The organism is Bifidobacterium aesculapii (genome assembly GCF_001417815.1).
Classification (GTDB): domain Bacteria; phylum Actinomycetota; class Actinomycetes; order Actinomycetales; family Bifidobacteriaceae; genus Bifidobacterium; species Bifidobacterium aesculapii.
Genome location: NZ_BCFK01000003.1, coordinates 63,793 through 89,117, shown reverse-complemented (window position 1 = coordinate 89,117; position 25,325 = coordinate 63,793). Strand labels below are relative to the sequence as shown.

At 67.2% G+C, this 25,325-nt stretch carries 19 protein-coding genes; 8 read left to right on the top strand and 11 right to left on the bottom strand.

Going from position 1 to position 25,325, the window contains the following annotated elements; translation table 11 throughout:
• Window positions 1-66: 66 nt before the first annotated feature.
• From mraY to mraZ, 7 genes are all read right to left on the bottom strand, one after another.
• Window positions 67-1,173 carry a phospho-N-acetylmuramoyl-pentapeptide-transferase gene (gene mraY, locus BFAL_RS00535; RefSeq protein WP_055426501.1) on the bottom strand — a complete coding sequence of 369 codons (1,107 nt, stop codon included), beginning with the start codon at window positions 1,171-1,173 and terminating at the stop codon, window positions 67-69.
• Window positions 1,174-1,255: 82 nt separating this feature from the next.
• Complete coding sequence (locus BFAL_RS00530) at window positions 1,256-2,734, bottom strand: UDP-N-acetylmuramoyl-tripeptide--D-alanyl-D-alanine ligase (RefSeq protein ID WP_055426577.1); 1,479 nt, start codon at window positions 2,732-2,734, stop codon at window positions 1,256-1,258.
• A 108-nt stretch (window positions 2,735-2,842) separates the two neighbouring features.
• Entirely contained in the window at window positions 2,843-3,733 is an 891-nt protein-coding gene (locus BFAL_RS00525) for a hypothetical protein (RefSeq protein ID WP_055426500.1), read from the bottom strand.
• Between the two features lie 39 nt (window positions 3,734-3,772).
• Window positions 3,773-5,590, bottom strand: a complete 1,818-nt coding sequence (locus BFAL_RS00520) for a peptidoglycan D,D-transpeptidase FtsI family protein (protein ID WP_152973441.1) — start codon at window positions 5,588-5,590, stop codon at window positions 3,773-3,775.
• Window positions 5,590-6,042 carry a cell division protein FtsL gene (gene ftsL, locus BFAL_RS00515; RefSeq protein WP_055426498.1) on the bottom strand — a complete coding sequence of 151 codons (453 nt, stop codon included), beginning with the start codon at window positions 6,040-6,042 and terminating at the stop codon, window positions 5,590-5,592. The genes BFAL_RS00520 and ftsL overlap by 1 nt, the downstream gene beginning before the upstream one ends.
• Before the next feature lies 1 nt (window position 6,043).
• Window positions 6,044-7,132 (bottom strand): 16S rRNA (cytosine(1402)-N(4))-methyltransferase RsmH, encoded by a 1,089-nt coding sequence (gene rsmH, locus BFAL_RS00510; protein ID WP_082440234.1) that lies wholly within the window; start codon window positions 7,130-7,132, stop codon window positions 6,044-6,046.
• 92 nt (window positions 7,133-7,224) lie between these two features.
• Window positions 7,225-7,722, bottom strand: a complete 498-nt coding sequence (gene mraZ, locus BFAL_RS00505) for a division/cell wall cluster transcriptional repressor MraZ (RefSeq protein WP_055426575.1) — start codon at window positions 7,720-7,722, stop codon at window positions 7,225-7,227.
• Between the two features lie 446 nt (window positions 7,723-8,168).
• Between mraZ and BFAL_RS00500 the strand changes: the two genes are divergently transcribed.
• Window positions 8,169-10,448, top strand: coding sequence for a HelD family protein (locus BFAL_RS00500; RefSeq protein ID WP_055426497.1), 2,280 nt, complete (start codon window positions 8,169-8,171; stop codon window positions 10,446-10,448).
• A 10-nt stretch (window positions 10,449-10,458) separates the two neighbouring features.
• Window positions 10,459-11,658, top strand: a complete 1,200-nt coding sequence (serA, locus tag BFAL_RS00495; RefSeq protein ID WP_055426496.1) for a phosphoglycerate dehydrogenase — start codon at window positions 10,459-10,461, stop codon at window positions 11,656-11,658.
• 172 nt (window positions 11,659-11,830) lie between these two features.
• Here serA and nrdR read toward each other — a convergent pair whose 3' ends face one another.
• Together nrdR and BFAL_RS00485 are read right to left on the bottom strand one after the other, a co-directional pair.
• Window positions 11,831-12,274, bottom strand: coding sequence for a transcriptional regulator NrdR (gene nrdR, locus BFAL_RS00490; RefSeq protein ID WP_055426495.1), 444 nt, complete (start codon window positions 12,272-12,274; stop codon window positions 11,831-11,833).
• A 62-nt stretch (window positions 12,275-12,336) separates the two neighbouring features.
• The gene (locus BFAL_RS00485; protein WP_055426494.1) at window positions 12,337-12,630 is read right to left on the bottom strand and encodes a LysM peptidoglycan-binding domain-containing protein; all 294 of its coding nucleotides are present in this window, start codon (window positions 12,628-12,630) and stop codon (window positions 12,337-12,339) included.
• Window positions 12,631-12,783: 153 nt separating this feature from the next.
• On the opposite strand from BFAL_RS00485, the gene lexA reads away from it, so the two are divergent.
• On the top strand, window positions 12,784-13,545 hold the full coding sequence (lexA, locus tag BFAL_RS00480; protein WP_055426493.1) for a transcriptional repressor LexA: 762 nt from the start codon (window positions 12,784-12,786) through the stop codon (window positions 13,543-13,545).
• A gap of 180 nt (window positions 13,546-13,725) precedes the next feature.
• Window positions 13,726-14,706, top strand: a complete 981-nt coding sequence (locus BFAL_RS00475) for a cation diffusion facilitator family transporter (protein WP_055426492.1) — start codon at window positions 13,726-13,728, stop codon at window positions 14,704-14,706.
• Window positions 14,707-15,083: 377 nt separating this feature from the next.
• Here BFAL_RS00475 and BFAL_RS00470 read toward each other — a convergent pair whose 3' ends face one another.
• Both BFAL_RS00470 and hflX read right to left on the bottom strand, forming a co-directional pair.
• Entirely contained in the window at window positions 15,084-16,046 is a 963-nt protein-coding gene (locus BFAL_RS00470) for an L-lactate dehydrogenase (RefSeq protein WP_055426491.1), read from the bottom strand.
• Window positions 16,047-16,237: 191 nt separating this feature from the next.
• The gene (gene hflX, locus BFAL_RS00465) at window positions 16,238-17,737 is read right to left on the bottom strand and encodes a GTPase HflX (RefSeq protein WP_055426490.1); all 1,500 of its coding nucleotides are present in this window, start codon (window positions 17,735-17,737) and stop codon (window positions 16,238-16,240) included.
• A 91-nt stretch (window positions 17,738-17,828) separates the two neighbouring features.
• Here hflX and BFAL_RS00460 point away from each other — a divergent pair, with 91 nt between their 5' ends.
• The 4 genes from BFAL_RS00460 to BFAL_RS00445 all read left to right on the top strand — a co-directional run bounded on the left by BFAL_RS00460 (window position 17,829) and on the right by BFAL_RS00445 (window position 24,603).
• Window positions 17,829-18,485 carry a class I SAM-dependent methyltransferase gene (locus BFAL_RS00460; RefSeq protein ID WP_055426489.1) on the top strand — a complete coding sequence of 219 codons (657 nt, stop codon included), beginning with the start codon at window positions 17,829-17,831 and terminating at the stop codon, window positions 18,483-18,485.
• Window positions 18,486-18,541: 56 nt separating this feature from the next.
• A complete protein-coding gene (locus BFAL_RS00455; RefSeq protein WP_055426488.1) occupies window positions 18,542-22,690 on the top strand; it encodes a DUF3418 domain-containing protein in 4,149 nt (1,382 codons plus the stop codon).
• A gap of 97 nt (window positions 22,691-22,787) precedes the next feature.
• The gene (locus BFAL_RS00450) at window positions 22,788-23,093 is read left to right on the top strand and encodes a YhbY family RNA-binding protein (RefSeq protein ID WP_055426487.1); all 306 of its coding nucleotides are present in this window, start codon (window positions 22,788-22,790) and stop codon (window positions 23,091-23,093) included.
• A gap of 16 nt (window positions 23,094-23,109) precedes the next feature.
• Window positions 23,110-24,603, top strand: coding sequence for an MFS transporter (locus tag BFAL_RS00445; protein ID WP_055426486.1), 1,494 nt, complete (start codon window positions 23,110-23,112; stop codon window positions 24,601-24,603).
• Window positions 24,604-25,325 lie beyond the last annotated feature (722 nt).

Below are 25,325 nucleotides of genomic sequence, written 5' to 3'. Positions count from 1 at the left end.
GTCCGGTCATGCCGTGCCGACGCGGCATGACCGGACGCAATTGTTCCAAGCGAATGTTACGCCGGTTCAGCTGAAGAGCAGTCCGGAACGGGTGACCCAGTCCCCGTAGAAGACGACGAGGCCGATGAGCACGAACATGAGCTCGATCATCCAGAACCGCACGACGACCTTCGACTCCTGCCATCCGCACAGCTCGAAGTGGTGGTGGATGGGGGCCATCTTGAACACGCGCTTGTGCGTCGCCTTGAAGTAGCCGACCTGGATGACGTCGCTCATCGCCTCGATGACGTACAGGCCGCCGATGATGACGGCGAGGAATTCGGTGTGGGTGGCGATGGAGAGCGCGGCGAACAGGCCGCCCAGGGCGAGCGAGCCGGTGTCGCCCATGAAGATCTCCGCGGGGTTCGTGTTGTACCACAGGAACCCGATGCAGGTGACGGCCGCGCAGACGGCGATGATGGTCAGATCGAGCGGGTCGGAGACGCCGTAGGCGAATCCGGAGTGGCCCGCGCCCTTCAGGTGGTAGCTCTCCCAGAACGCGATGACGCCGTAGCCGGTGAACGCGATCATGGACGAGCCGGCCGCCAGGCCGTCGAGACCGTCGGTGAGGTTCACGGCGTTCGTCCACGCGGCCATGAGGAAGTTGACCCAGATCACGAAGATCACGATGGCGACGGCGCGCCCTGCGAAGTCGAAGCTCAGGAACGGCTTCTCGATGAAGCTCATGCCGGCCTGTGCGCTGGGGAACCCGTTCTTGGTGGGGATGATGAGCGCGAGCACCGCGTAGATGGTGGCGAAGATGAACTGACCGATGAACTTGCCGCGCACCGTCAGGCCCTCGTTCTGCTTCTTGCGGACCTTGGCGAAGTCGTCGATGAAGCCGAGCAGACCCATCGAGAGCATGGCGAAGAGGACGAGCACCGCCGACCACGACGGCACGTCGCCGTTGCGCAGGTACCGGTATAGCGCGGAGGCGCCCCAGCCGAGCAGGATGGCGAGGTTGATGACGACGCCGCCGAGCGTCGGCGTGCCACGCTTGACCAGATGCGACTGCGGTCCGTCCTGGCGGATGTACTGCCCGTAGTGGAGCTTGTGCACGAGTCTGATGAGCATCGGCGTGCCGACGATCGTGACGATCAGCGACACGAGGATTCCAATGATGAGCGCGATCACTTGCTGTTCCTTCTCCTACCTGTCTGCGGCGCCGTATGGCGTCCGACGTCCTTCCATTGGCCTGTTGCCGGTGGCGTATGCGCTATTCGCCGGGCGCCCAGCGCGAGGCCAGCGCGCTCAGTCCCGAGGCGTGCGAGCCTTTGAGCAGCACGACGGCGACCGGATGCTCCGACGCGAGCCTGCCGACGATGGATTCGGCGGCGGCGGTGTCGTGGACGTGGTCCACGTCGGCGCCGTCCATGCCGGACTGCAGCGCACCCTGCGCCAACGCGCCGGCGAGCTCGTCGAGTCTCGGGTCGGAGGTGCTGCCGACGGCGATGACATGGTCGACGCCCAGACCGGCGGCGTATGCGCCGATCGCGCGATGCAGCCCATCCTCGTCGCCGCCGAGCTCCAGCATCGCACCGAGCACGGCGATGCGGTACGGTGCCGTAGCGGCGCCGGAGCCCCATCGTGCAAGACCGTCGAGACCCGCCTTCATCGAATCGGGGTTCGCGTTGAACGAGTCGTCGATGAGCGTGAACCGCGCACCGGCGTCGTCGACCGTGGACACGGCCATGCGGTGCGGGCTGATGCGCCTCTGCTCGCCGAGTACGCGGGCGATGTCGTCGAGCGCCATGCCGAGACGGCGGGCCACCGTGGCCGCGGCCAGCGCGTTCATCACGTTGTGCGCGCCGGGGATGCCGAGGGCGACGTGCGCCGTGGAGCCGTCGGCGGCGACCAGGTCGAACGACGCCCTGTCCGCGTCGTCCGTCACGATGTTGCGCGCGGTGAGCGCATCCTCGCCGGCATGGGCGGGGTCGGCGCCGAACCACAGCACCTCGCCGGGCGCGATGGACGCCATGGCGGCCACATGCGCGTCGTCCGCGTTGAGCACGGCGACGCCTTCGGGCCGCAGACCGCGCACGATCTCGGACTTCGCCTGCGCGATACGCTCGACGGAGCCGAATTCGCCGAGATGCGCGACGCCCACCTTGAGCACGATGGCGATGTCCGGCGGGGCGATGGACGTCAGACCCGCGATCTCGCCGACGTGGTTGGCGCCCATCTCCGCCACGAAGTAGCGGGTGCCCTCCCCCACCTTGAGCGCGGTGAGCGGCAGGCCGATGTCGTTGTTGAACGAGCCGACGGGCGCGACGGTCGGCCCCATCGTCGACAGCAGCGCCTTGAGCAGGTCCTTGGTGGTGGTCTTGCCGACGGAACCGGTCAGTCCGATGAGCGTGAACGGCTCCCCCGACTCCCTTCGCAGTTCGATGTCGCGCCGGGCGAGGTCGCCGAGGGCGGCCACCGTGTCCGCCACGACGATCTGCGTGACGTCGGAGCCGGCGACCTCATGGTCGACGATCGCCGCCACGGCGCCGCGCGCGCCGAGACCCGCCACAAAGTCGTGCCCGTCGACGCGCTCGCCCTTGATGGCGACGAACACGCCGCCGGGCCCCACGAGCCTCGAATCGCTGACCGTATGGGTCGCGACGGCCTGAGGCACCTGCGCGCCGCCCGTCGGGGGCACGATGCGTCCTCCCGTGGCCTCGGCGATCAGTGCGATGGTCATCGGCATCATCGTGCCGTCAGTGCTGTCCGTCAAATTCCACTCCTCATTGTCATGTATCCGGTTCCATTCGTATGTCTCACGCGATGCGCCCGTCGCCCGCGCCTCGTCGGCCATCCGTCAGCCGAGGTCGTTCGCCACGCGCAGCGCGTTGCGGATGTTGTTGCGCCGCACGCCCGCCGCGAGCACCATCGCGATGGCCAGCGACAGCCTCGAACGCTCCTGCGGATCGTCCGAGTTCGGCGCGAGCTTCGTGAGCGTGTCCGATTCCTCGGTCCTGCTGGTGACGCGCATCTGCTCGTCGCAGCGGAACCCGTATTCACGCTGCATCCGTTCGATCACCGCGTGGTCGGCGTTCGCCGGCGCGGGCGTCGACGAGCCGAACACGTCCACGCTGACCGACTCCAGCGCGTGCGCGGAGACGGTCAGGTCGTCGAGCGCGATGACCACGGCGGCGGCTCCGTCCTCCGCGCACACGGCGAGCGTGCGCTGCAGGTCAAGCACGCCGAGCGGGTAGTCGAGGTCCAGTTCCCGTTCCAGCGAATACGATCCGCCCACGCTGACCACGCCGACCGGGTTGCCGAGCATGTGCAGGAACCGAGCGAGCTTGTCCGCCACGGCGACGCTCTCCTGCGGCGTTCCGGCGCTCACGGCGAACACCGCAAGCGTGTTCGCCGGGTTGCCGGCCATCTGCGCGGCGAGCGTGCCGAGCTCCTCGTCGGTAGGCGAGGCGAACAGGACCGGCATGTCGGGTTCCGCCGGCAGCGCGGCGCGCGAGTGCTCCGGCACGATCGCCGCGTAGGCGCCACGGCGGCGCGCCCGGCGCAGGAGGTCGACGTCCACGTCCGAGGACGACCACAGCAGCGCGCCCGGCACGACGGAATCGATGTCGTCGGCGAGCGAGGTGACGGTCACGTCCCCCGCGAACGGCGGCACCAGCTCCCACCCGTAATGCTCGACGAGATGGCCGAGCGTCATACGCTGCATGATGGATTCGCTCACTACGCTCATAGTCTCCCTTTCACCCGTGCCGCATCGGCGGTTCCACCGTCACCAGTCAACCGGAATAGCATCCGTGCGCGGCGCGGAGGTCGGCACCTCGTACTTCTGCATGAGGAATTCACCGATCTGCGCGAACAGCTTGCCGGATGTGGTTCCACCATACATGCCGTCCGGGTCGAGCATGACGACGGTCACGACGTAGCGGGGGTTGTCGGCGGGGATGATGCCGGAGAAGTCCGCGATGATGGACGTGAGCTGGCCGGTCGCGCCGACGACCTCCGCGGTGCCCGTCTTCGCCGCCACACGGTACCCGTTGACGCCCGCCGTCTTCCGGTATTCCTCCGCGACCGATTCCATCGCGTTCCTGATCTCGTTCGATACATTCTCGTCGATGACGCGCGTGCCGGCGTCGCCGGTCTTCCCGGTCACGTGCCCGTCGGCGTCCGTGACGGATTTCACGATGGACGGCTGACGCATGACGCCGCCGTTCGCGATGACCGAGACGGCGCGGGTCAGCTGCAGCGCGTTGACCGTGTAGCCCTGACCGAACAGGACCGTGTCGCGGGTGCGTCCGTCCCAGGATTCCGGCGTGCCGAGCACGCCCTTGGACTCGCCGGGCAGGTTCAAGCCGGTCGGCTGGCCGATGCCGAACTTGGTGAGCATGTCGTAGCGCTGCTGGGAGCTCACGTTCTGCGAGGCCATGACCATGCCGACGTTGGAGGAGTTCTGCAGGATGCCTGCGAGCGTCCAATGCTCGTTGCCGTGTTCGACGGCGTCATGGAACTTCTGTCCGTTGCTCTTCGTGTACTCGTAGGGCACGGTGAACTTGTCGGTGATCTTGTGCGCGCCGTTCTGCAGGATGGCGGCGAGAGCCGGCACCTTGCCGATGGAGCCGGGCTCGAAGGTCTGGCTGACCGCGCGCGAGACGCTGAGCTTGGCCTCGTCGGAGCCGGCCTTGATCTGGTCGGAGTCCTCGAGCGCGACGATGCCGCCGGTCTGCGTGTCCATGACCACGGCGATGCCCCACTGCGCGTTGCTGGATTCGACGCCTTCGGAAAGCACCTTCTTGACGTACCAGTCGACGTCGGCGTCGATGGTGAGCGTCACATCCTTGCCGTCGACGGCGTCCTTCGATTCCGTGACGGTGCCGGGGATGACCTGGCCGCCGCCGCCGCGCTGGTACACGGTGTAGCCGTCGGTGCCGCTGAGCGTCTTGTCGAAGGTCTGTTCGAGTCCGGCGGCTCCGTGGCCGTCGGAGTTCACGCCGCCGAGAAGCGCGCCGAGCAGCGTGTTCTCCGCGTAGACGCGCTCGCTGCTGAGTTCGCCGTATACGATGCCGTACAGGCCCATCTTGTCGATCTGGCGTTTGACCTGAGGCGTGACGTCCTTCTTGATGACGGCGTACTGGCCGGTGCCGTTGAGCCGGGCGCCGAGCTCCATCGCGTCCATGTCGAGCACGGGCGCGAGAAGCCTGGCCACGGCGGCGGCGCCGGTGGCGCCGACCGGCTTGCCGTCGATCTGATGGCAGTATCCGAGCGTCTCGGCCTGCTTCGAGCCGCAGGCCACGGGGGTGAACGCGGTGGCGGCGTCCGGCACGCCGATGATGTTGTACCGTTCGACGCTCTGGGCGAGCACGGTGCCGTTCGCGTCGAGGATCCTGCCGCGGTTGGCGGTGGTGACGACCTTGACGGTGCGGGCGTTGGTGGCGGCCTGCGCGGTGGCCTTGCCCTCCAGCAGCTGGACGAGGGCGAGCTGGCCGAGGCATGCCGCCGCAATCACTGCGAACACGAGTCCCATGGCGAGGGATTTGACCGCGAAGCCGTCCAGCCCATGGGCCTGCTGGAACGCTTTGAGCCGTTTGCCCATCATCGTCCGCCTTCCTTGGGTTCCTGGTACCCGTTGAGGTCGATGGTCACGGAGCCGGATTGCGGCACCATGCCCATGTCGCTGGCCTTCTGGGGCAACGACGCCTCCAATTGGTCGAGTCTGGCCTGGTTGTCCTGCACGTCCTGGGTGAGACGGCTGATGGAGTTCTCCAGCTTGGAGGTCTCGAAGGCGTTGCTCACCATCTGCGTGCGCAGCATGAGCGCGCCGAAGAGCGTGGCGACGAGAAACGTCACCGCGACGACGATGTGCACCATGGGGGCGGAACGCGCGCGCATCCACGTCAGCATCCGCCCGAAACCGGCGGTGAGGCTCTTCCCCGCCGCGTCGGCACCGCCGTTCACGACGCGCAGCTCAGGCCGCTGCGCGGGCCTCGATGCGGGTTCCGGCCTACGGGAGGCGCTGGAGCGCGACGTACGTGCTGGAGACGTCATGTCAGTTCCTCCTTCCCTGCCTGCGGTGGTTCCGCTCCCGGGCGAGCGCCGCGTCGCCGAACCGCTCGACGACGTGTTGCGGCAATGGTCTGACCAGTTCCACCGCCCTGAGCCGGACGGACGCGGAACGCGGGTTGGCGGCGATCTCGTCCGCATCGGCCTTGAGCGCGCCACGCGTGAGCGCGCGGAAGAACGGACGGGCCTCGACCGGCACGATGGGCATGTCCGGGGGGACGTCGGCGGTCAGGCCCTGCGCCATGAACGATTTGACGGTCTTGTCCTCAAGCGAGTGGTAGGACTCGACGACGATCCGCCCATGGGGAGCGAGCCGCAACGCGATCTGAGGCAGTGTGCGCGCGAGCTTGTCGAGTTCGCCGTTCACCTCGATGCGCAGGGCCTGGAACACGCGTTTCGCGGGGTTGCCCGCCGGGCGGTGGGCCTTGGGCACGACCTCGTCGACCAGCTGGTTGAGCTGCGCGGACGTGGCCAGCGGCCCTTCCTGCGCGCGGCGTTCGACGATGCGGCGTGCGATCTGCCGGGCGAAGCGCTCTTCGCCGTAGGTGCGGAAGATCCGCGTCAGGGCGCGTTCGTCGTACCGTTCGAGCACCACGGCCGCGGTCAGCGGCTGGCCGACGTCCATGCGCATGTCGAGCGGCGCGTCGTGCGAGTAGGAGAAGCCGCGGTCGGTCTCGTCGATCTGCAGGCTCGACAGACCCAGATCCATGAACGCGGCGTCCACGCGGCCGATGCCGTGGGCGTCCAGGGCGTCCGTGAACCCGTCGAAGGCGGCGTGCACGGGGACGAACCGTTCGGCGAGCCCCTCGCGCTCCATGCGCTCGGTGGCGAGCCCCAGCGCCTCGGCGTCGCGGTCGATGCCGACCAGACGCGCGTGCGGCGCCGCTTTGAGGAAGGCCGTGGCGTGCCCGGCGAGTCCGAGCGTGCAGTCGACGATGACGGGCGCCTTGGTCTTCGCCAGTCCGGAGGTGACCAGACGCACGCACTCGTCGAGCAGGACCGGCTGGTGGATGCCTCCTAGCTGTCTGACGCGTTCGGCGTCCGTATTCGCCGCGCCTCGCTCGTGCCTGGTCATGGTGGTCATGCTGTTGTTCGCGTCGGTCATGTCGTTCGTGTCGGTCGTTTCCCTGATGTCGTTCGTATCGGTGTCGTTCGTGGTCGCCGCCATCACAGCCCCACTTCCGGCAGGACGTCATCGGCGATGTCGGCATAGCCCTGCTCCTTGTCGGCGAGATACGCCTCCCACGCCTCGCGGTTCCAGATCTCGGCGCGGGTGCCTACGCCGATCACGACGATGTCATCGCCGAGGTTCGCATAGTCGCGCAGCATCTGCGGCACGAGCACGCGCCCCTGCTTGTCCGGATCCTGGTCGACCGCGCCGGACAGGAAGACGCGCAGGTAGTCGCGCGCCGCCTTGTCGCCCATCGAGGTGCGCTGGATCTGCATGGCGATGCGCCGGAACTCCATCGCGGGCAGCAGGTACACGCAACGCTCCTGGCCGCGCGCCATGACCAGTCCGGTGCCGAGCTGGGAGCGCAGTTTGGCGGGCAGGGCCATGCGCCCCTTCGCGTCGATCTTGGGCGTGTAGGTGCCGAGCATGAGCGGAGGCAGCCCCATCTGCGCCATGGGGGCCATCTGGGGCTGCGCCTGCATCGCCGCGGGCATGGGCTGCGCCTGCGGCTGGGATTGAGGTTGGGCGGAGGGGACGCCCATGGGCTGCTGGCCCATGGGCATGTACGCCCCGGCCATGCCGTACCCGGGGTACGCAGTCGAGGGGTCGAATCCGTTGTCCGCCATGCCGTTCATGGTCTCGCCGGTCATCCGCCCCACCTCCTTCGCGCCACACTCGGGTACACCACGTCCACACTGCTTCCCCACTCTACCCCACTTTCCCCCATTCCTCCCCACGCAATCACACAATTCCCGCTTTTACGGGCGGCCGCGAGGGATGCCGCTCGCGGAGCAGTCGCCGCCCCGACGCGCGAATTCACGCGAAATTCACCTCGCGCACCCGGTCGGGGGCGTCGCCTCGTTGGGGGCGGGGGGTAGATTGGAATACTCGAGTTTTCAAGAGACCACCACAAGACGAGAAACAAGGGGAAACGCAACACATGTCGGGTTATGCCTCTCAGATCGAGGAGGAGCAGCGCGCGGTCGGCCGCGCATACGATCGTCTGGACGCGTTGCGCGCTGAGGCCAGGCAGCGTCTCGACGCCGTACGGGCGGCCGGGTCGCATGGCTCGCCCACCCAGCGCACCGAGCGCGACTCGTTCGCCACGATGTACGAGGACCGTCTCACGCAGCTGCGCGCGGTGGAGGACCGCCTCGTGTTCGGCCGTCTCGACGACCGCTCCGGCGGCAGGCGCTACATCGGGCGCATCGGATTGTCCGACGAACGCCACGTGCCGATGCTCACCGACTGGAGGGCCGACGCCGCCCGCCCGTTCTATGAGGCGACCCCCTCCCATCACGGCGACATCGTGATGCGCCGGCACATCACCCTGAGCTTCCGCGACGTCGTCGCGCTCGAGGACGAGGTTCTGGACATCCACTCCGACCAGGTCGGCGAGGCGTCGGCCTCGGGCACCCTGACCGGCGAGGGCGCGCTGCTCGCATCCCTGAGCTCGCGGCGCACCGGCAAGATGACCGACATCGTCGCCACCATCCAGGCCGAGCAGGACCATATCATCCGTTCGGCGATGGACCGCGCGGTCGTCGTGCAGGGAGGCCCCGGCACCGGCAAGACCGCCGTCGCGCTGCACCGCGCCGCATACCTGCTGTACACGCACCGGCGCACGCTGGAACGCTCCGGCGTGCTGGTGGTCGGCCCGAGCCCGACGTTCCTGCACTACATCGACCAGGTGCTGCCCTCGCTGGGCGAGACCGGCGTCGTGTCGCGCACCATCGGCGACCTCATCCCCGGCGTCGAGGCCGATGCCGCGGACTCCCCGCTCGCCGCCAAAATCAAGGGCGAGCGCCGCATGGCGGACGCGGTGCGCAACGCCGTGGCCGCACGCGAACGCGTCCCCGCCGATCTGCCGACCGTGCAGGTCAACGGCATCACGGTGCCCATGCTCGCGGCAGACGTCGAACAGGCCATCGCCGACGCGCGACGCACGCGGCAGCCGCACAACAAGGCGCGCGAGACGTTCGTCAAATCGATGATCTCCGCGATGCGCATCCGCTACGAGGAGCAGCTCGACTACACGCCCGACCAGGAAGAGGTCAACCGCGCGGTCTCGCTGCTGCGCATGAACGACAAGGTGCGTGTGGCGCTCAACCTCGCATGGTTGCCGATGACCGGACGGTGGCTCATCGACGACATGTTCTCCAAGCCGGCGAAGCTGCGCCGATACGCCCCGTGGCTCGACGAGGACGAGGTGGCCGAGCTGACGCGCGCGAAGGGCGCGCTGCTCACCCGCTCGGACGTGCCGCTGCTCGACGAGGCGTTGGAGCTGCTCGGCGACGACCCGAAGCTCTCCTCGAAACGCCGCCAGCAGGAGGCGGCCCAGGCCGAGCAGCTGCGGTTCGCGCAGGACACGCTCGAACAGAACGGCATCGGCAACGGGCTGGTCACCTCCCAGATGCTGCTCGACCAGATCAACGGGCCGGACGGCGAGGCCACGGCCCAGGCCGCGGGACGCGACCGCGAATGGACGTACGGGCACATCGTCGTAGACGAGGCGCAGGAGCTCACCGCCATGGATTGGCGCATGCTGCTGCGCCGGTGCCCGTCACGCTCGTTCACGATCGTGGGCGACGTGGCGCAGACGAGCGCCCTGGGCGGCACCCGCTCGTGGCCGAAGACGATGGACCGTCTCTTCGGGCGCGGCCGCTGGGACCTCAACGAGCTGACCATCGACTACCGCAACCCGCAGGAGGTGTCCGATCTGGCGGGCCGATTCGCCGAATCGCAGGGACTGTACATCTCCACCGTGCACGCGGTGCGGCGCATCCCCGACTCCGTGGCGCGCGTCACGGTGCCCTCCCGCGACGATCTGGCCGACGCCGTGGCCACCGAGGCATGCGCGCTGGCGTCACGGTTCGTCGCGAAGGACGGCACGGGCCGCGTGGCCGTGATCGCGCCGGAATCGATGATCGGCCGTCTGCGCGACGCGGTGTCGGCCGCGCTCCCCGGCACGCTCGGCGCCGACGAGGCGGAACGTCTCGCCGCACAGGACGTGTGGGAGCGGCAGGTGGACGTGTGCGGCACGGAGACGGTCAAGGGCCTCGAATACGATGCGGTGGTGCTTGTCGAACCGGGGCTCATCGACGGCGAGGCCCCGAGCCGTCTGGTGGCGGCTTCCGACTTGTATGTGGCGATGACGAGGCCGACGCAGCGTCTGACCATCGTTCGGACCGCGATGGACGAAAAGGATCTGGAACTCTAAGGTAGGGAACATGCCTAAAGCACTGTTATTGGAAAACATTCACCCGGATGCGGCCAAGTCGCTGCGCGATCATGGGTTCGAAGTCGAGACCATGAAGGGGGCCTTGAGCGAGGACGAGTTCATCGACGCGTTGGACGGCGTCGACGTGGTGGGCGTGCGGTCCAAGACGACCGTCACGCGCCGTGTCCTTGACGCCCGGCCGAACCTGTCCGCGGTCGGATGCTTCTGCATCGGCACCAACCAGGTGGATCTCGACTACGCGGGGCAGCGCGGCATCGCCGTGTTCAACGCCCCGTATTCGAACACCCGCTCCGTCGTGGAGCTGGTGATCTGCGACATCATCTGCCTCATGCGCCGCATCCCCGCGCACACCCATCATCTCAAGCATGGCATGTGGGACAAGTCCGCCAGCGGCTCGCACGAGGTGCGCGGCAAGACGCTCGGCATCATCGGATACGGCAACATCGGCTCCCAGCTGAGCGTGCTCGCCGAGGCGCTCGGCATGCGCGTGCTGTTCTACGACGTCGAGGAGAAACTTGCGCTGGGCAACGCGGTGCGCTGCGAGACCCTGAACGAGCTGCTCGAACAGTCCGACGCGGTCACCGTCCATGTCGACGGACGCAAGTCGAACACGGGCTTCTTCGGCGACGACCAGTTCGCCCACATGAAGCAGGATGCGATCTTCATCAACGCCTCGCGCGGCTTCATCGCCGATCTGGACGCGCTCAAGAGGCACCTCGATTCGGGGCATCTGTCCGGCGCGGCGGTCGACGTGTTCCCCGTGGAGCCGAAGAAGACCGGCGACCCGTTCGAGACGCCGCTGGCGGACGAGGACAACATGATCCTGACGCCGCATATCGGCGGCTCGACGCTGGAGGCGCAGGAGTCCATCGGCCACTTCGTCTCGCAGCGCCTCGAGGACTACTGGGAGAAGGGATCGACCTCGCTGTCGGTGAATCTTCCGCAGATCAATCTGGGGGCGAACCGCGGCACGGTGCGCATCGCGCACCTTCATGCGAACCTGCCGGGCGTCCTCGCGCGGGTGAACCGCGTGCTGGGCGAGGAGAACATCAACATCGCGGCCCAGTCCCTCGGCACCGAGGGCGAACTCGGCTACGTGGTGACCGATGTGGCGCAGCGCCCGTCCAAGGAGGCGTTGGAGGCGTTGCGATCCATCGAAGGCACGATCCGCATGCGCGTGATCTCCTGACGATTCCGCACGTGGTCCGGCTGGGCGTCATGCCGCGCGGGCCACACCGTTCGGCATGACCGGTGGTTCCCGACCGCAGATCCACGCCGAACGACGACATACGGCAGGCCCGCGATACCATCTCACGATGGCATCGCGGGCCTGCCGTATTGCTTTACGTACATCCGCCGACTCACTGCCCCTTCAACGCGTCGATGGCACGCTGGAAGTCGGACAGATCCTCGAAGTTCTGATAGACGCTGGCGAAACGAAGATAGGCCACCTGATCCAACTCCCTCAACGGTTTGAGGATGGCCTTGCCCACCTCGTCCGACGTGACCTGCGCCTGGCCTGTGGAACGCAGATACTCCTCGACCCGTTGGCCGAGCTTGCGCAGGTCGTCCTCCCGGACCGGACGGCCCTGGCATGCCTTGCGCACACCGGAGATGACCTTGTCGCGGTTGAACGGCTCGAGGCTCCCCGAGCGTTTCTCCACCAGCAACATGGTGGTCTCCAATGTGGTGAAGCGTTTGCTGCAATGCAGGCACATGCGCCTGCGGCGAATCGAATAACCGTCCTCACTGACGCGGGTCTCGATGACCTTGGTCTCGGCATGGTGACAATACGGGCAATGCATGTCTACCACCATACCGTCACCTACGGCGCTCGCGGCGACGACGGGGTTTCGACGCGCCGGCCTCACTGTTCCGGGACCACGATGCGTTGCCCGGCGCGCAGGTTCGCATCCTCCATGCCGTTGATCCGCATCAGTTCGTCCACCGACGCCGCCACGTCCCCTCCTTCTGGGGTGATCATCTCCGCGTACGTCCACAACGACTGGCCCGGCTGCACCGTATAGCTCGTCACCTCCATAGGCGTGCCGGCGCCTGATGCGCCCTGCGGCATCATCCAATCCGCCGCCAGAGCGATCAGGACCGCCGCGACGGCCACCACGGCCACGCGCATGATTACGCGGGACATGCTTCCACCCATGACCACCACATCCTTTCGAACATATGTACATCGAACACCTGTTGTAAGTGTGGCACATTTGTTCGATTCGTGCAACTCGCCGTGTCGAACATTTGTTTTGCCACACAAGCCGCAGGGCGTTATCCTTGGATGAACGCCAGAAAGGAGCACTCCGTGAGCACGATACCGTTCAGACCACAGGGCACCGGCGAGCCGGACGTCAGCCAGCTCACGGAACGCCAGCGCATGATTCTGGAAGCCATCAGCTCGTACCAGAACGAACGCGGGTTCTCGCCGTCGTTCCGCGACATCGGCAGGGCGACCGGCCTGAAAAGCCCCTCGTCGGTGAAGCACCAGTTGCAGACGTTGCAGGAGAAGGGTTTCGTCCGGCTCAATGCGAACAAGGGCCGCGCCATCGAGATACTCTTCCCGTCGCAGGCCGGCATCGCTCCGGCATCGGCCGCGGCGCCATCCGGCGCCGGGCAGACGCCGGAGGAGACACGGGCCGGGGTGGCGACGGTCGTGCCGTTCCCTTCACCCGCCCCGGCATCGGTGCGCGAGTCGCGCGACGTCCCGCTGGTGGGGCGCATCGCGGCGGGCGTGCCGATCACCGCCGAACAGCACGTGGAGGACGTCATGCGCCTGCCGGAACGGTTGACGGGCCCTGGAGGCAACCTGTTCATGTTGGAGGTGCATGGGGACTCGATGATCGACGCGGCGATCTGCGACGGCGATTTCGTCGTGGTGCGCGAGCAGCAGGACGCCGTCAACGGCGACATCGTCGCCGCCCTGCTGGACGGCGAGGCCACGGTGAAGACCTACCGCAGCGAGAACGGTCACCTATGGCTCATGCCGCACAACCCGGCCTATCCGCCGATCGACGGCACGCATGCGACGATCATGGGGCGCGTGGTCACCGTGCTGCGCCGGCTGTAGACGAGCGTCCCGGAATCCCCGGCGCATCCGCCGCACGCTCTGGCGATCGCGCCGACGACTGTGCTACAGTGCATCATGTTCATCAGGACCCCGGCCTTCGGCCGGGGTCCTGTGGTTTTCGCGGCGTAACGCGAATGGTATTGATAAGCGGTCTCGATTGCGGCCGCGTGGGGAGGGCATATGGCACACATGCATGCACAGTCGGGCGATGCCGGGGAGAATGGGGCGGCCGCGCATCAGCATCGGCTGATGGCCACGTTGGCGGTCACCGGTTCGGTGTTCGTGGTGGAGGTGGTCGGCGCCGTGCTGACGGGTTCGCTGGCGCTGCTGGTGGATGCCGGGCATATGCTCACCGACATGTCGGTGCTCATCGCCTCGACGGTCACGGCGTTCCTGATGCGTCGTAAGCCGAGCAGCACGCGCACATGGGGTTGGGCGCGTCTCGAGGTGCTGACGGCGGCGGCCGGCGCGGTGGTGCTGTTCATCGTGGGCGTGTACGCGCTGGTCGAGGCGGGCATGCGTCTGTTCGGCGGCGCTCCGGACGATGTGGATGACGTGCGTCTGCTGCTGGCTGTCGGCATACTCGGTCTGACGGCGAATGTCGCGTCGATCTTCATCCTCGCTTCGCAACGCGAGGACAACATGAACATGAAGGCGGCGTTCCTCGAGGTGCTCAACGACGCGTTGGGTTCGGTCGCGGTGGTGTTGTCCGCGCTGGTGATGATGTCGACTGGCTGGGCGGGGTTCGACGCGGTGGCCGGCGGCGTGATCGCGCTGCTGATGATTCCGCGTGCGGCGACGCTGCTGCGTCATGCCGTCCATGTGTTGTTGGAGGAGACGCCGGAGGGATTGGATCTCGACAAGGTGCGCGAGCATCTGGAGCGCGTGCCTCATGTGGTGGCGGTGCATGACCTGCATGCGAGTACGGTGTCGACCGGCATGCCGTTCCTGATGGCGCATGTGGTGGTGGATCGTGGTCTGGATATGAGGCAGGCGGCCGGCATCCTCGAACAGCTGCAGGATTGTTTGCGGGAGCATTTCCCCGTGTCGGTCCCGCACACCACGTTCCAGCTCGAACCGGAGGGCTACCGCTCCCCCTCCGACGCCGAGATGCACGCCGCCGATCATCGTCCCGATGCCGATTCGGCGACGGAAGTCTGAAGTACATCGGCAACGGCAAAGCCCCGATCATATCGATCGGGGCTTTGTCATGCGCGTGCTCGCCTGCCGGACATGAAGAATCGCTCTACGCGTGCGGCCTCAAGGCGCGGCAGGGGAAGGCGTACGAAGGTACGTCGAACCCCGCTGCGAGCGGCAATCCATATGAAATGAGCGCCGCATGCGTGCGAATTCCGCGTCGTATGGAGTGAAGGCGTACGAAGGTACGCCGAACTCCAGACGGTGCGGAAGGCGCTCCATTCCTGCCGGACATGAAGAATCGCTCTACGCGTGCGGCCTCAAGGCGCGGCTGGTGAAGGCGTACGAAGGTACGTCGAACCCGCCGTAACGAAGAGGACGCTCCGTAGAGCGATTGTTCATCAGAAGCCGAACTGGGCGGCGGTTTCCTTCAGCGTCTCCGCGGAGCGCTTGAGGGCCGCGAGCTCCTTGTCGGAGACCGGGGTGTTGATGGCGGTGTTGACGCCGGAGCGGTTGATGAGGGTCGGGACGGACATGCACACGTCGGAGATGCCGTGGAAGTCCTTGAGCATGGAGGACACCGGCAGGATGCGGTTGGAGTCCTTGAGGACGGCCTCGATGATGTCGACGCCGGACATGCCGATGGCGTAGTTGGTGGCGCCCTTGCCGTTGATGATCTTGTAGGCGGCGTTCTTGACGTCCTGGTGGATCTGCTCGCGGGTGTCGGCGTCGAGCGCCTTGTGGCCCGGCAGCGGGGTCCAGTCGAGCATGGGGACGCCGCCGATGGTGGCGGAGGTCCACAGCGGGACTTCGGAGTCGCCGTGCTCGCCGGCGATGTAGGCGTGGACGTTCTTGACGTTGACGCCGGTCTGCTGGGCGATGAGGAAGCGCAGACGCGCGGAGTCGAGGTTGGTGCCGGAGCCGAAGACCTGGTGCTCGGGCAGGCCGGAGATCTTCTGGGCGACGTGGGTGGCGATGTCGACCGGGTTGGTGATGAGCATGTAGATGGCGTTCGGGGCGACCTTGACCAGGTTCGGGATGATGGCCTGGAGGATCTTGACGGTGGCGCCGACGAGCTCAAGGCGGGACTGGCCCGGCTTCTGGCGGGGGCCGGCGGTGATGACGACCATGTCGGCGTCACGGCAAATCTCCGGATCGTCGGAGCCGTCGATGGAGACGGTCGGGTAGAAGCTGGAGCCGTGCTGCATGTCGAGCACCTCGGCCTCGACGCGCTCCTTGGCGATGTCCTCGAGGACGATCTCGCGGGCGATGCCGCGCTGGGCGGCGGCGAAGGCGAGGGTGGAGCCGACGGCGCCGGCGCCGATGACAGCGAGCTTCGTGGGCTTGTTGACCAATTCAGCCATGTTAATGAACCTCTCTTAGAGTCAATGCCCGTTCCCGGGCATCATTCAACCAACGGCACCCAATGTACTCCGACAATGTGACGAAAACGCGAACCCTGATTGACGAAAACCTTGCAAATGCAGCGTTGTTACCGCTCACACGCACTATCGGGCCCGAATGTGGCACAACTCACATCACGCCGTGCGGACGGCTAGTCCACGGCGACCGCGACGACGCGCGCGGCGAGATGCGCGTCGACGTCGGCGACGACATGCACGCCGTCGTCGCGCCATTCGACCGCATCGACGTGCCCGTATTCGCGCACCTGCGACAGCAGCGCGCCCTGCGCGTACGGCAGCAGCGCGTCCACGTGGACGTTCGGCACGGGCAGCAGCGATTCGACCGCCGCGCGCAACCCGTCCACGCCGAGCCCGGAGGCGGCGGAGACGATGTGCGCATCGGGCTGGAGCGCGGCGAGCCGCTCCAGAACGGATTCGTCGCACATGTCCGCCTTGTTGAACGCGATGATGCGCGGGATGGACTCGGCGCCGTCGATGCCGGCGAGCACCTCGTTGACCGCGTCGATCTGCGAGAACGGGTCCGGGTGGGAGCCGTCGACGACGTGCAGGATCACGTCCGCCTCGGCGACCTCCTCCAGCGTCGACTTGAACGCCTCGACCAGCTGCGTGGGCAGGCGACGCACGAATCCGACCGTGTCCACGTACGCGTAGAGGCGCCCGTCACGGGTCTTCGCGCGGCGCACGGCCGTGTCGAGCGTGGCGAACAGCGCGTTCTCGACGAGTTCGCTGGAACCGGTGAGCCGGTTGGTGAGGGACGACTTGCCGGCGTTCGTGTACCCGACGACGGCGATGGTGGGCAGGCCGAAGCGGCGGCGCGAGCCGCGCTTGACCTCGCGGGCGGGCGCCATCTCGCGAATCTGCCGCTTGAGACGCGCGATGCGCGTGCGGATGACGCGACGGTCCATCTCGATCTTCGTCTCGCCGGGGCCGCGCGAGCCGATGCCGCCGTCCGCGCCGGCCGCGCGGCCACCCGCCTGACGCGACAGCGACCCGCCCCAGCCGCGCAGTCGCGGCAGCATGTATTCGAGCTGGGCGAGCTCGACCTGCGCCTTGCCTTCGCGGCTGGTGGCGTGCTGGGCGAAGATGTCGAGAATCACGGCAGTGCGGTCGACGACCTTCACCTTGGCGGCGTCCTCGAGACCGCGACGCTGGCTCGGCGGCAGGTCGTCGTCGACGACGATGGTGTCGGCCTCCTCGCGCGCGACGATGTCGGCGATCTCCTTCGCCTTGCCGGAACCCACGTAGGTGGCCGCGTCGGGCTTGAGCCGGTGCTGGAGCAGACCGTCGCACACCTCGGCGCCCGCTGTTTGGGCGAGCGCGGCGAGCTCGCGCAGCGACTCCTCCGCCTTGGACTGCGTGGTCTTCGCCGAGGACCATACGCCGACGAGCACGACGCGTTCGAGGCGCACCTTGCGGTATTCGACCTCGGTGACGTCCTTGAGCTCGCCGAGTCCGGCGACGTGCCTGAGCTGGTTGCGCGATTCTCGTTCGCGCCATTCCTCGTCGCGGTGTTCGAGACGTTCGGCCTCCGTCGCGTCGTCGATCAGCACCTCGGACGCCTCGGCGAGCACCCCCCTCTCGCCCGTCGTCGGTTCGTTGGATGATGCGTTGGTTGCGGCGCTACGGCTCACTGTCACCTCGTCCTCGTCGGATTCCCTGATTCACTTATGCCTTATTATCATCATTGAGGTGACATGGCCGGCGACGCAAGGAGTATGAACGATGGCCGAACAGTATTTCTCCGCAGAACCCTCGTCCAAGGACGTGCGGCGCACGATGCACGTCACATTGCGCGACAACGCGATGGACGTGGAGACCTCGAACGGGGTGTTCTCCGGCTCGCGCGTCGACCTCGGCACCTCGGTGCTGCTGCGTCGCGCGCCGGAACCGCCGGCCGAAGGCGACCTGCTCGACCTGGGCTGCGGCTGGGGTCCGGTCGCGCTGGCGCTGGCGAAGGCCTCGCCCGACGCGCGGGTGTGGGCGGTCGACGTCAACGAGCGCGCGCTGGACCTGACGGCCGCGAACGCGCGCCGCAACGGGCTCGGCAACGTGCACGTGACGGCGACGGATGCCGCCGGCGCGCCGCTCGCCGTGCAGCCTTCCGCGACGTGCGAGGCATTGGGCGACGACGTGATGTTCGACGCGATCTGGTCGAACCCGCCGATCCGCATCGGCAAGGAGGCGCTGCACACGCTGCTCATGGCATGGCTGCCTCGCCTGAAGGAGGGCGGAGCCGCGTACCTCGTGGTGCAGCGCAACCTCGGTTCGGATTCGCTGATCCCGTGGCTCGCGGACGCGCTCGGCGACGGTTACGCGGTCGGCAAATACGCCAGTTCCAAGGGATTCCGTATCATAGAGGTTTTGCGTAACCAACGATAGGCGGGCAAGGCTCACTCCCGCCTCGGGGCCCCGGCCAGGGGCGGGAAGACGGGTCAATGCGTTTCGAGTATCCATCCGAACTGCCGGTTTCGGCGGCGCGCGACGACATCGCGCGGGCCGTGCGTTCGTCGCAGGTGGTGATCGTCTCCGGGCAGACGGGTTCCGGCAAGACGACACAGCTGCCGAAGATCCTGCTGGAGCTCGGCCGCGGCACGCACGGCAGGCAGATCGTGCACACCCAGCCGCGGCGCATCGCCGCGCGCACGGTCGCCGAACGCATCGCATCGGAGATGGGCGTGCGTCTAGGCGATGAGATCGGCTATCAGGTGCGCTTCACCGACGAGAGCTCGCCGAACACGCGCCTGCGCGTCGTGACGGACGGCATCCTGCTCGCGCAGATCCAGCGCGACCCGCAGCTGAGCCGCTACGACACCATCATCATCGACGAGGCGCACGAACGCAGCCTCAACATCGACTTCCTCCTCGGCTATCTGACGGCGCTGCTGCCGAAACGCCGCGACCTGAAGCTCGTCATCACCTCCGCGACCATCGATTCGGAGAAGTTCCAGCATCACTTCGAACAGGCGCTGCACGAGAAGGTGCCGGTCATCGAGGTGTCCGGACGCACCTACCCGGTGCAGGTCGTCTACGAGCCGCTCGGCACGGCCCCCGCGCTCATGCGCGAGGTGCCCGGGTTCGCGACGGGCGCGAGGCCCGGCGACGCCGGCTACGACGATCTGGCGAACGCGGTCGCCGACGACGGCTCGCGCGCCGCGGGCGGGCGCGGCAACGCCCCGTACGAGGACGAGGGCATCACCGACATGCCGACGGCCGTGGCGCGCGCCTGCGCCGAACTGGTCATCCACTCCTCGCATGAGCGCGGCCCGCGCGACATCCTCGTGTTCGCCTCCGGCGAGCGCGACATCCACGAGTTCGAGGCGGCGCTGCGCCACCATTACGGGCCGCGCGCCGACGACATGCGCCGCGCGGACGCCATCGAGATCATGCCGCTGTTCGCGAGGCTGTCCGCCGCGGACCAGCACAAGGTGTTCGAGGCGCACTCGCACCAGCGCATCGTCATCGCGACGAACGTGGCGGAGACGTCGCTGACGGTGCCGGGCATCCGCTACGTGGTCGACCCGGGCACGGCGCGCATCTCGCGCTATTCGAAGACGGCGAAGGTGCAGCGTCTGCCCATCGAGCCGATCAGCCAGGCGAGCGCGAACCAGCGTTCTGGCCGTTGCGGCCGTGTGGCGGACGGCATCGCGATCCGCCTGTATTCGCGCGAGGATTTCGAGACGCGGCCGCGGTTCACGGAGCCGGAGATCCTGCGCACGTCGCTGGGCGCGGTGGTGCTGCACATGCTGTCCGTGGGCGTGGCGCGCACCGCCGACGACGTGACCGGCTTCGGGTTCATCGACCCGCCGGACGTGAAGGCCGTCTCCGACGGCTTCAACGAACTCACCGAACTCAAGGCGGTGGCGCGCAAACGCGGCGAGGTGACGCTCACGCACATCGGCCGCCAGCTGGCGCGCATCCCCATCGACGTGCGTCTGGGGCGCATGGTCATCGAGGCGGCGAACGCGACCACGCCCAACACGCTGGCGGCGGTGCTCGTCGTGGTCGCGTTCCTGAGCCTGCAGGACCCGCGCGAACGCCCGGACGACAAGCGCGAGGAGGCCGACCGCATCCACAACCGCTACGCCGACCCCACCTCCGACTTCCTCACGGCGCTCAACATCTGGGACCGTGTCTTCCAGGCGGACGGCGAGCCGAGCAACAACGCCCTTCGGCGCATCTGCAAGACCGAATACTTCAGCTGGCTGCGCATGCGCCAGTGGAAGGATCTGGTCTCCCAGCTCAAGCAGATGTGCCGTGAGATGAAGTTCAAGGTGGGCGAACCGCTCCCCGCCTCGCGCGCCGGGCTCGAGATACGCCAGCTGCCGATCAACCAGCAGGCGGCGCACGCCCTGTGCTGCTCGTGGGACGCGGAAGGCATCCACAAGTCGATGCTCGCCGGCCTGCTGTCGATGATGGGCATGCAGGTCGTGCGCGAACCGAAGGCGTCCGACTACGCGCATCTCAAGGGTGCAGCGCGGGCACGCGCGTTGAAGCGCGCGCAGAAGATGTCGAAGAACGACTATCTGGGCGCGCGCGGCACCCATTTCGCCCTGTTCCCCGCCTCGGCCGTCGCCAAGGCCACGCCGAGCTGGGTGATGTCGACCGAACTCGTGGAGACGTCGCGCCTGTGGGCGCGCTACTCCGCCGCGATCGACCCGGCGTGGGCGGAGCCGCTGGCCGGCGCGCTCACCCGCACCACGTACGCCGAACCGCACTGGTCCGGTTCGCGCGGCTCGGCCGTCGCCACGGCGCGCGTGCTGCTGTACGGACTGCCGATCGTGCAGGACCGCACCGTGCAGTGGGGTCGCATCAACCCGATGGAGGCGCGCGACTTCCTGCTGCGCCAGGGACTCGTGGAAGGCGACATCCAGCAGCGGTTCGGCTACGACGGGTTCGTCGCGAACAACCTCAAGACGCTCGAGGAGGCGGCCGACGACGCGAACCGCACGCGCCACGTCGCGCAGACCGTGTCCGACGAGGACCTGTTCGACTTCTACAACGCGCGCATCCCGCACGACGTGACGAGCGTCGCCGCGCTCGCGAAATGGTGGAAGGGCGTGCACGACGACGACCCGACGCTGCTCGACTTCGACCCGAGCAAGGTGGAACGCCTCCAGTCGGCGGAATCGGTGAGCCTCGACGACTATCCGGACCACTGGCATACGTTAGGCACGGACGGGCAGCCCATCGATCTGCGGCTGAGCTACGTGTACGATCCGGCCGACCCGCTCGACGGCGTGACCGTGCACGTGCCGTTGAAGGCGCTCTCGCGCGTCACCCCGGAACAGTTCACGTGGAACGTGCCCGGCCTGCTCGACGAGCTCATCCTCGCGATGATCAAGGCGCTGCCGAAGAAACTGCGCGTGCAGTTCGTGCCCGCGCCGGACGCCACGCGCAAGATCCGCACGTGGATCGACGCACACTACCCCGACCTGCCGGGCTCCGGCACGCGCGGCAAACCGAACCTGCCGCCGGACGGCACGGACGACGACGCGACCGCCGCGACGGGTGGCACGGCATGGCCCGACCTCGCCCACGTGTTCACCAAAGCGGCGATCGCCACGGTCGGCGCGCAGATCCACCCCCAGGTGCTCGGCCCGGAACTCGTCGACCGGCTCTCGCCGTACCTGCGCGTGACGTTCGCCGTCGAACAGACGCTCGACGGGGCCAAACCCGGGCGCCGGCGCGCGCGGGGCGCGGTCAAAACGCTCGGGCAGGGCAAGGACCTCAAGGCGCTGCAGATCCGATTCGCCGAAGAGGCGAAAGCCTCCGCCCGCAAGGCCGTGCGCAGGAAGGCCGACGAGGCGGCGGACCGCGGCAGGCTCGTCGAACAGGCGAACCTGCTGCACAAGGCCGGCGCGACCACCGAATCGCGCGCGTCAATGCTGTGGCACGGCGCGCTCGACGCACTGCGCCTGCCCGACGAGCGCATTTCGTCGCGCTGGCTCGGCACGGAGGCGCTCATGCTCGCCTCGGCCCCCTACAAGACCACGAAAGCGCTCGCCGACGACCTCCAGCTGGCGGCCGTCAAACGGCTCCTGCCCGACGTGGACCGTCTGCCGGACGACGACGCGCTGGCGAACGCCGTGCTCGACGTGCGCGAAGTGTTCGAGGACACCGTCTACCAGGTCGCGCGCGACGTGATCGCGATCCTCAAACGCTACGCGGAAGTGGACCGGGCGGTCTCCGGCAAGGCCGACCTGCCGATGCTGTCCGTGCTCCAGTCTATCCGCGCGCACATCGCCACCCTCGTGTTCCCCGGATTCATCGGCGCCGCTCCCCCGGCCTCGCTCAAATCCATCGAACGCTACCTGCACGCCGACCTGCTGCGTCTCGCCAAGGCGAAGACGGATCGCAACAGGGACGTGCGTTGGGCGTGGGAGGCGGACGAGGCGAAACAGCTCGTCGACAAGGCGCTCGCCCAGGCCAAGGCCGAACCGGCCGGACCGCGCCACGAGGAGCTCGACCGCAAGGCGCAGGCGGCACGCTGGCTGCTGGAGGAGTTCTACGTGAGCCTGTGGGCGCAGGAACTCGGCACCCCGCGCCCCGCCAGCATCAACCGCATCCGCAAGGCGCTCGCCTGAGCCGCGCCGGGGCGGGCCGCACCGCCCCACCCCATCCGGTACAATACCCACCGGCTCAACGAAATTACGATCACATACGACCAGCAAGGACGGAACAATGGCATTGACCAAGAAGCAGATCAAGCAGCTGCGCGGCATGGCGAACACGCTCAAGCCGCTCATCAACATCGGCAAGAACGACGTGACCGACGCGCTCGTCAAGCAGTCGAGCGAAACCCTCGAGAACCGCGAACTCGTCAAGTTCAGCGTCCAGGACGGCTCCGGACTGACCGCGAAGGAAGCCTCGGAGAACCTCGCCGGCCAGCTGGGCGCCGAAGTCGTGCAGACCATCGGCAACCGGTTCACGCTCTACCGCGCCTCCAAGCGCCGAGACATCGAGCACATCCGTCTCGTGCGCGAATAAGAACGACGGGCGCCATATGACGAACGAGACGACTACGACGACGAACAAGACGAACCAGACGGACTCGGCGGTCGCGGCCGACGAGCGCATCCCCGGCAGGCTGATCGGCGCGATCATCGCGACCGGATCGCTCGCCTTCATCGGCATCCTCACGGAAACCGTGATGACGGTGCTCTTCCCGCAGCTCATGCGCGAGTTCCACGTCGACACGGCCACCGTCCAATGGATCACCACCATCTACCTGCTCACCGTGGCGGCGACGATGCCGATGTCGTCGTTCCTCAAGCGGCGTTTCCGTCTCAAGACGGTGTTCGTCGCGGCCGTCGTGCTCGCGCTCGCCGGCTCGGTAATCATGATCGTCGCGAACGCGTTCCCGTGGCTCATCGTCGCGCGCATCATCCAAGGCGTCGGATCGGGCGTGGCGACACCGCTGATGATGAACATCATCCTCGAACAGTCGCCGCGCTCGAAGATCGGGCGTCTCATGGGCGTCGGATCGCTCGTCATCACCGTCGCGCCCGCCATCGGCCCGACGGTCGGCGGCGCGATCACGACGGTGCTGCCGTGGCGTGCGATCTTCGTCATCGCGATCCCGCTGATGCTCATCGCCTGTGCAATCGGCCTGAAGTGCATCGAGCAGAAGTCCCCCACCGAGGCGGCCTATCTCGACCCGTTGCAGGTCGGCACGATCGTCATCGCGCTCGTCGGCATGGTGCTTGGACTCAATCAGGCGGGCGTTGCCGTCAGCAATGCCGTCGCCGGTGTGCCGGCGACACGCGCCGCGATCGTCGCCGTGGCGAGCGTCGTCGTGGGTCTCGCCTCGCTGGCGGCGTTCTGCATGCTGTCCAAGCGCGCGTTCTCACCGCTGCTGCGGTTGGGCGTGCTGCGCGACCCGGTGGTGCTGCTGCATCTTGTCGCCTATCTGCTCATGCCGATCGTGGCCATCGGCTTCGGCTACGTGATCACGAACGTGGCGCAGCTGGGCTTGGGCGCGAACGCGTTCCTCGCCGGCGCCCTGGTGCTGCCGGGCGCGCTCGTGGGCGCCGCCTGCGCGCCGCTCGGCGGTTGGCTGTACGACCGTTTAGGTGCGGTGAAGCCGATTCTGGTGCCTTTCGGCATCGCCACGCTCGGCCCGGTGCTGCTGTTCGCCTTCGCGCTTCGTCTCACCCCCGCGATGCTCGCCGGGTTCTATTTCATCTTCGGGTTCTTCTACGCGCTCGGCAACGCGAACGTGATGACGAGTGCGCTGAGCGCGATTCCGCCCCGCTTCGCCCCCGACGGCAATGCGATCTTCAACACGGCCCTCCAGTTCGGCGGCGCGGCGGGCACCGCGCTGTTCTCGACGATTCTCGCCGTCGCCCAGGCCGGGCACGGCTCGGAGGGCTCCCCCGCGTTCATGCATGCGACGGCCGTGGGCGGGCAGTGGGTGTTCGCTACGATGGTCGTGATCTGCGTGGTCGGATGGTCGAGTCTCGCCGCCGCGTTCCGCATCTGTGCGAAACGGCGATAGCGGCCGTACATATCGCGGCGAATCTGCCGCACGCGTACAAAGGAAGAGCCTGAACACAAACACACGACCCGATGAATCAGCTTTCCCAGGAGTGCATAAGGCGAAAGAACCACCGTCAGGTCCTCATGAGTAACTGATGCATGTCTGAGACATGGATATGATCAGCACGAATCGACGGAGATCCTTCCTCCCCCCAATCCAATGAACCGATTGCCCGAAGTTTGGTGAGGGAAAGGGATGGAAGAGAGCCGCATCCAACCTGATGAAACCACTATTTCAAGAGGACAGGAGCCCCGTCCAGCCGGGTGGATGGCTGATGCATGTCCTGAGACTTGGCTACGGGTCCTGCGTTGATTGACGGAGATTGGTTCCTCCCTCAACTGCGGCAGGCTGACTTTACGGGTTGAGGGAGGAACCCGGCCCACGGGGCCGACGTGGCATATTCGGCGTGGCATCGTCAAAACCGCCATTTTCCAACGATTGAGCGTGATCCTTGCTTGGCGGGGATTCCGCCCTCAACCAGGATCCGGCCGGAATCCGGGTTGAGGGCGGAACGGGGTTCCTCCCTCAACCCCGAAACCGCCCTCTGCGCGGTTGAGGGAGGACGATTTTCCGCACACAACCCGGTGAAACCGGTTGCCCTCAGTTGAGGGAGGAAGGGTCGGCGGGGAATGAGAGCCGCGCCCGTCCGCTTGGAAACGATCCCCCAATGTCGAGGAACA

Coding starts and splice junctions, on each gene's coding strand:
- BFAL_RS00485 (WP_055426494.1), bottom strand. CDS start 12,630: ATGGGTGGAAGCATGTCCCGCGTAATCATGCGCGTGGCCGTGGTGGCC.
- BFAL_RS00460 (WP_055426489.1), top strand. CDS start 17,829: ATGGCCGAACAGTATTTCTCCGCAGAACCCTCGTCCAAGGACGTGCGG.
- rsmH (WP_082440234.1), bottom strand. CDS start 7,132: ATGACCAGGCACGAGCGAGGCGCGGCGAATACGGACGCCGAACGCGTC.
- BFAL_RS00525 (WP_055426500.1), bottom strand. CDS start 3,733: ATGAGCGTAGTGAGCGAATCCATCATGCAGCGTATGACGCTCGGCCAT.
- nrdR (WP_055426495.1), bottom strand. CDS start 12,274: ATGCATTGCCCGTATTGTCACCATGCCGAGACCAAGGTCATCGAGACC.
- serA (WP_055426496.1), top strand. CDS start 10,459: ATGCCTAAAGCACTGTTATTGGAAAACATTCACCCGGATGCGGCCAAG.
- mraZ (WP_055426575.1), bottom strand. CDS start 7,722: ATGCCCGCGGCGATGCAGGCGCAGCCCCAGATGGCCCCCATGGCGCAG.
- BFAL_RS00455 (WP_055426488.1), top strand. CDS start 18,542: ATGCGTTTCGAGTATCCATCCGAACTGCCGGTTTCGGCGGCGCGCGAC.
- BFAL_RS00500 (WP_055426497.1), top strand. CDS start 8,169: ATGTCGGGTTATGCCTCTCAGATCGAGGAGGAGCAGCGCGCGGTCGGC.
- ftsL (WP_055426498.1), bottom strand. CDS start 6,042: ATGACGTCTCCAGCACGTACGTCGCGCTCCAGCGCCTCCCGTAGGCCG.
- BFAL_RS00475 (WP_055426492.1), top strand. CDS start 13,726: ATGGCACACATGCATGCACAGTCGGGCGATGCCGGGGAGAATGGGGCG.
- BFAL_RS00450 (WP_055426487.1), top strand. CDS start 22,788: ATGGCATTGACCAAGAAGCAGATCAAGCAGCTGCGCGGCATGGCGAAC.
- BFAL_RS00520 (WP_152973441.1), bottom strand. CDS start 5,590: ATGGGCAAACGGCTCAAAGCGTTCCAGCAGGCCCATGGGCTGGACGGC.
- BFAL_RS00445 (WP_055426486.1), top strand. CDS start 23,110: ATGACGAACGAGACGACTACGACGACGAACAAGACGAACCAGACGGAC.
- BFAL_RS00470 (WP_055426491.1), bottom strand. CDS start 16,046: ATGGCTGAATTGGTCAACAAGCCCACGAAGCTCGCTGTCATCGGCGCC.
- BFAL_RS00530 (WP_055426577.1), bottom strand. CDS start 2,734: ATGATGCCGATGACCATCGCACTGATCGCCGAGGCCACGGGAGGACGC.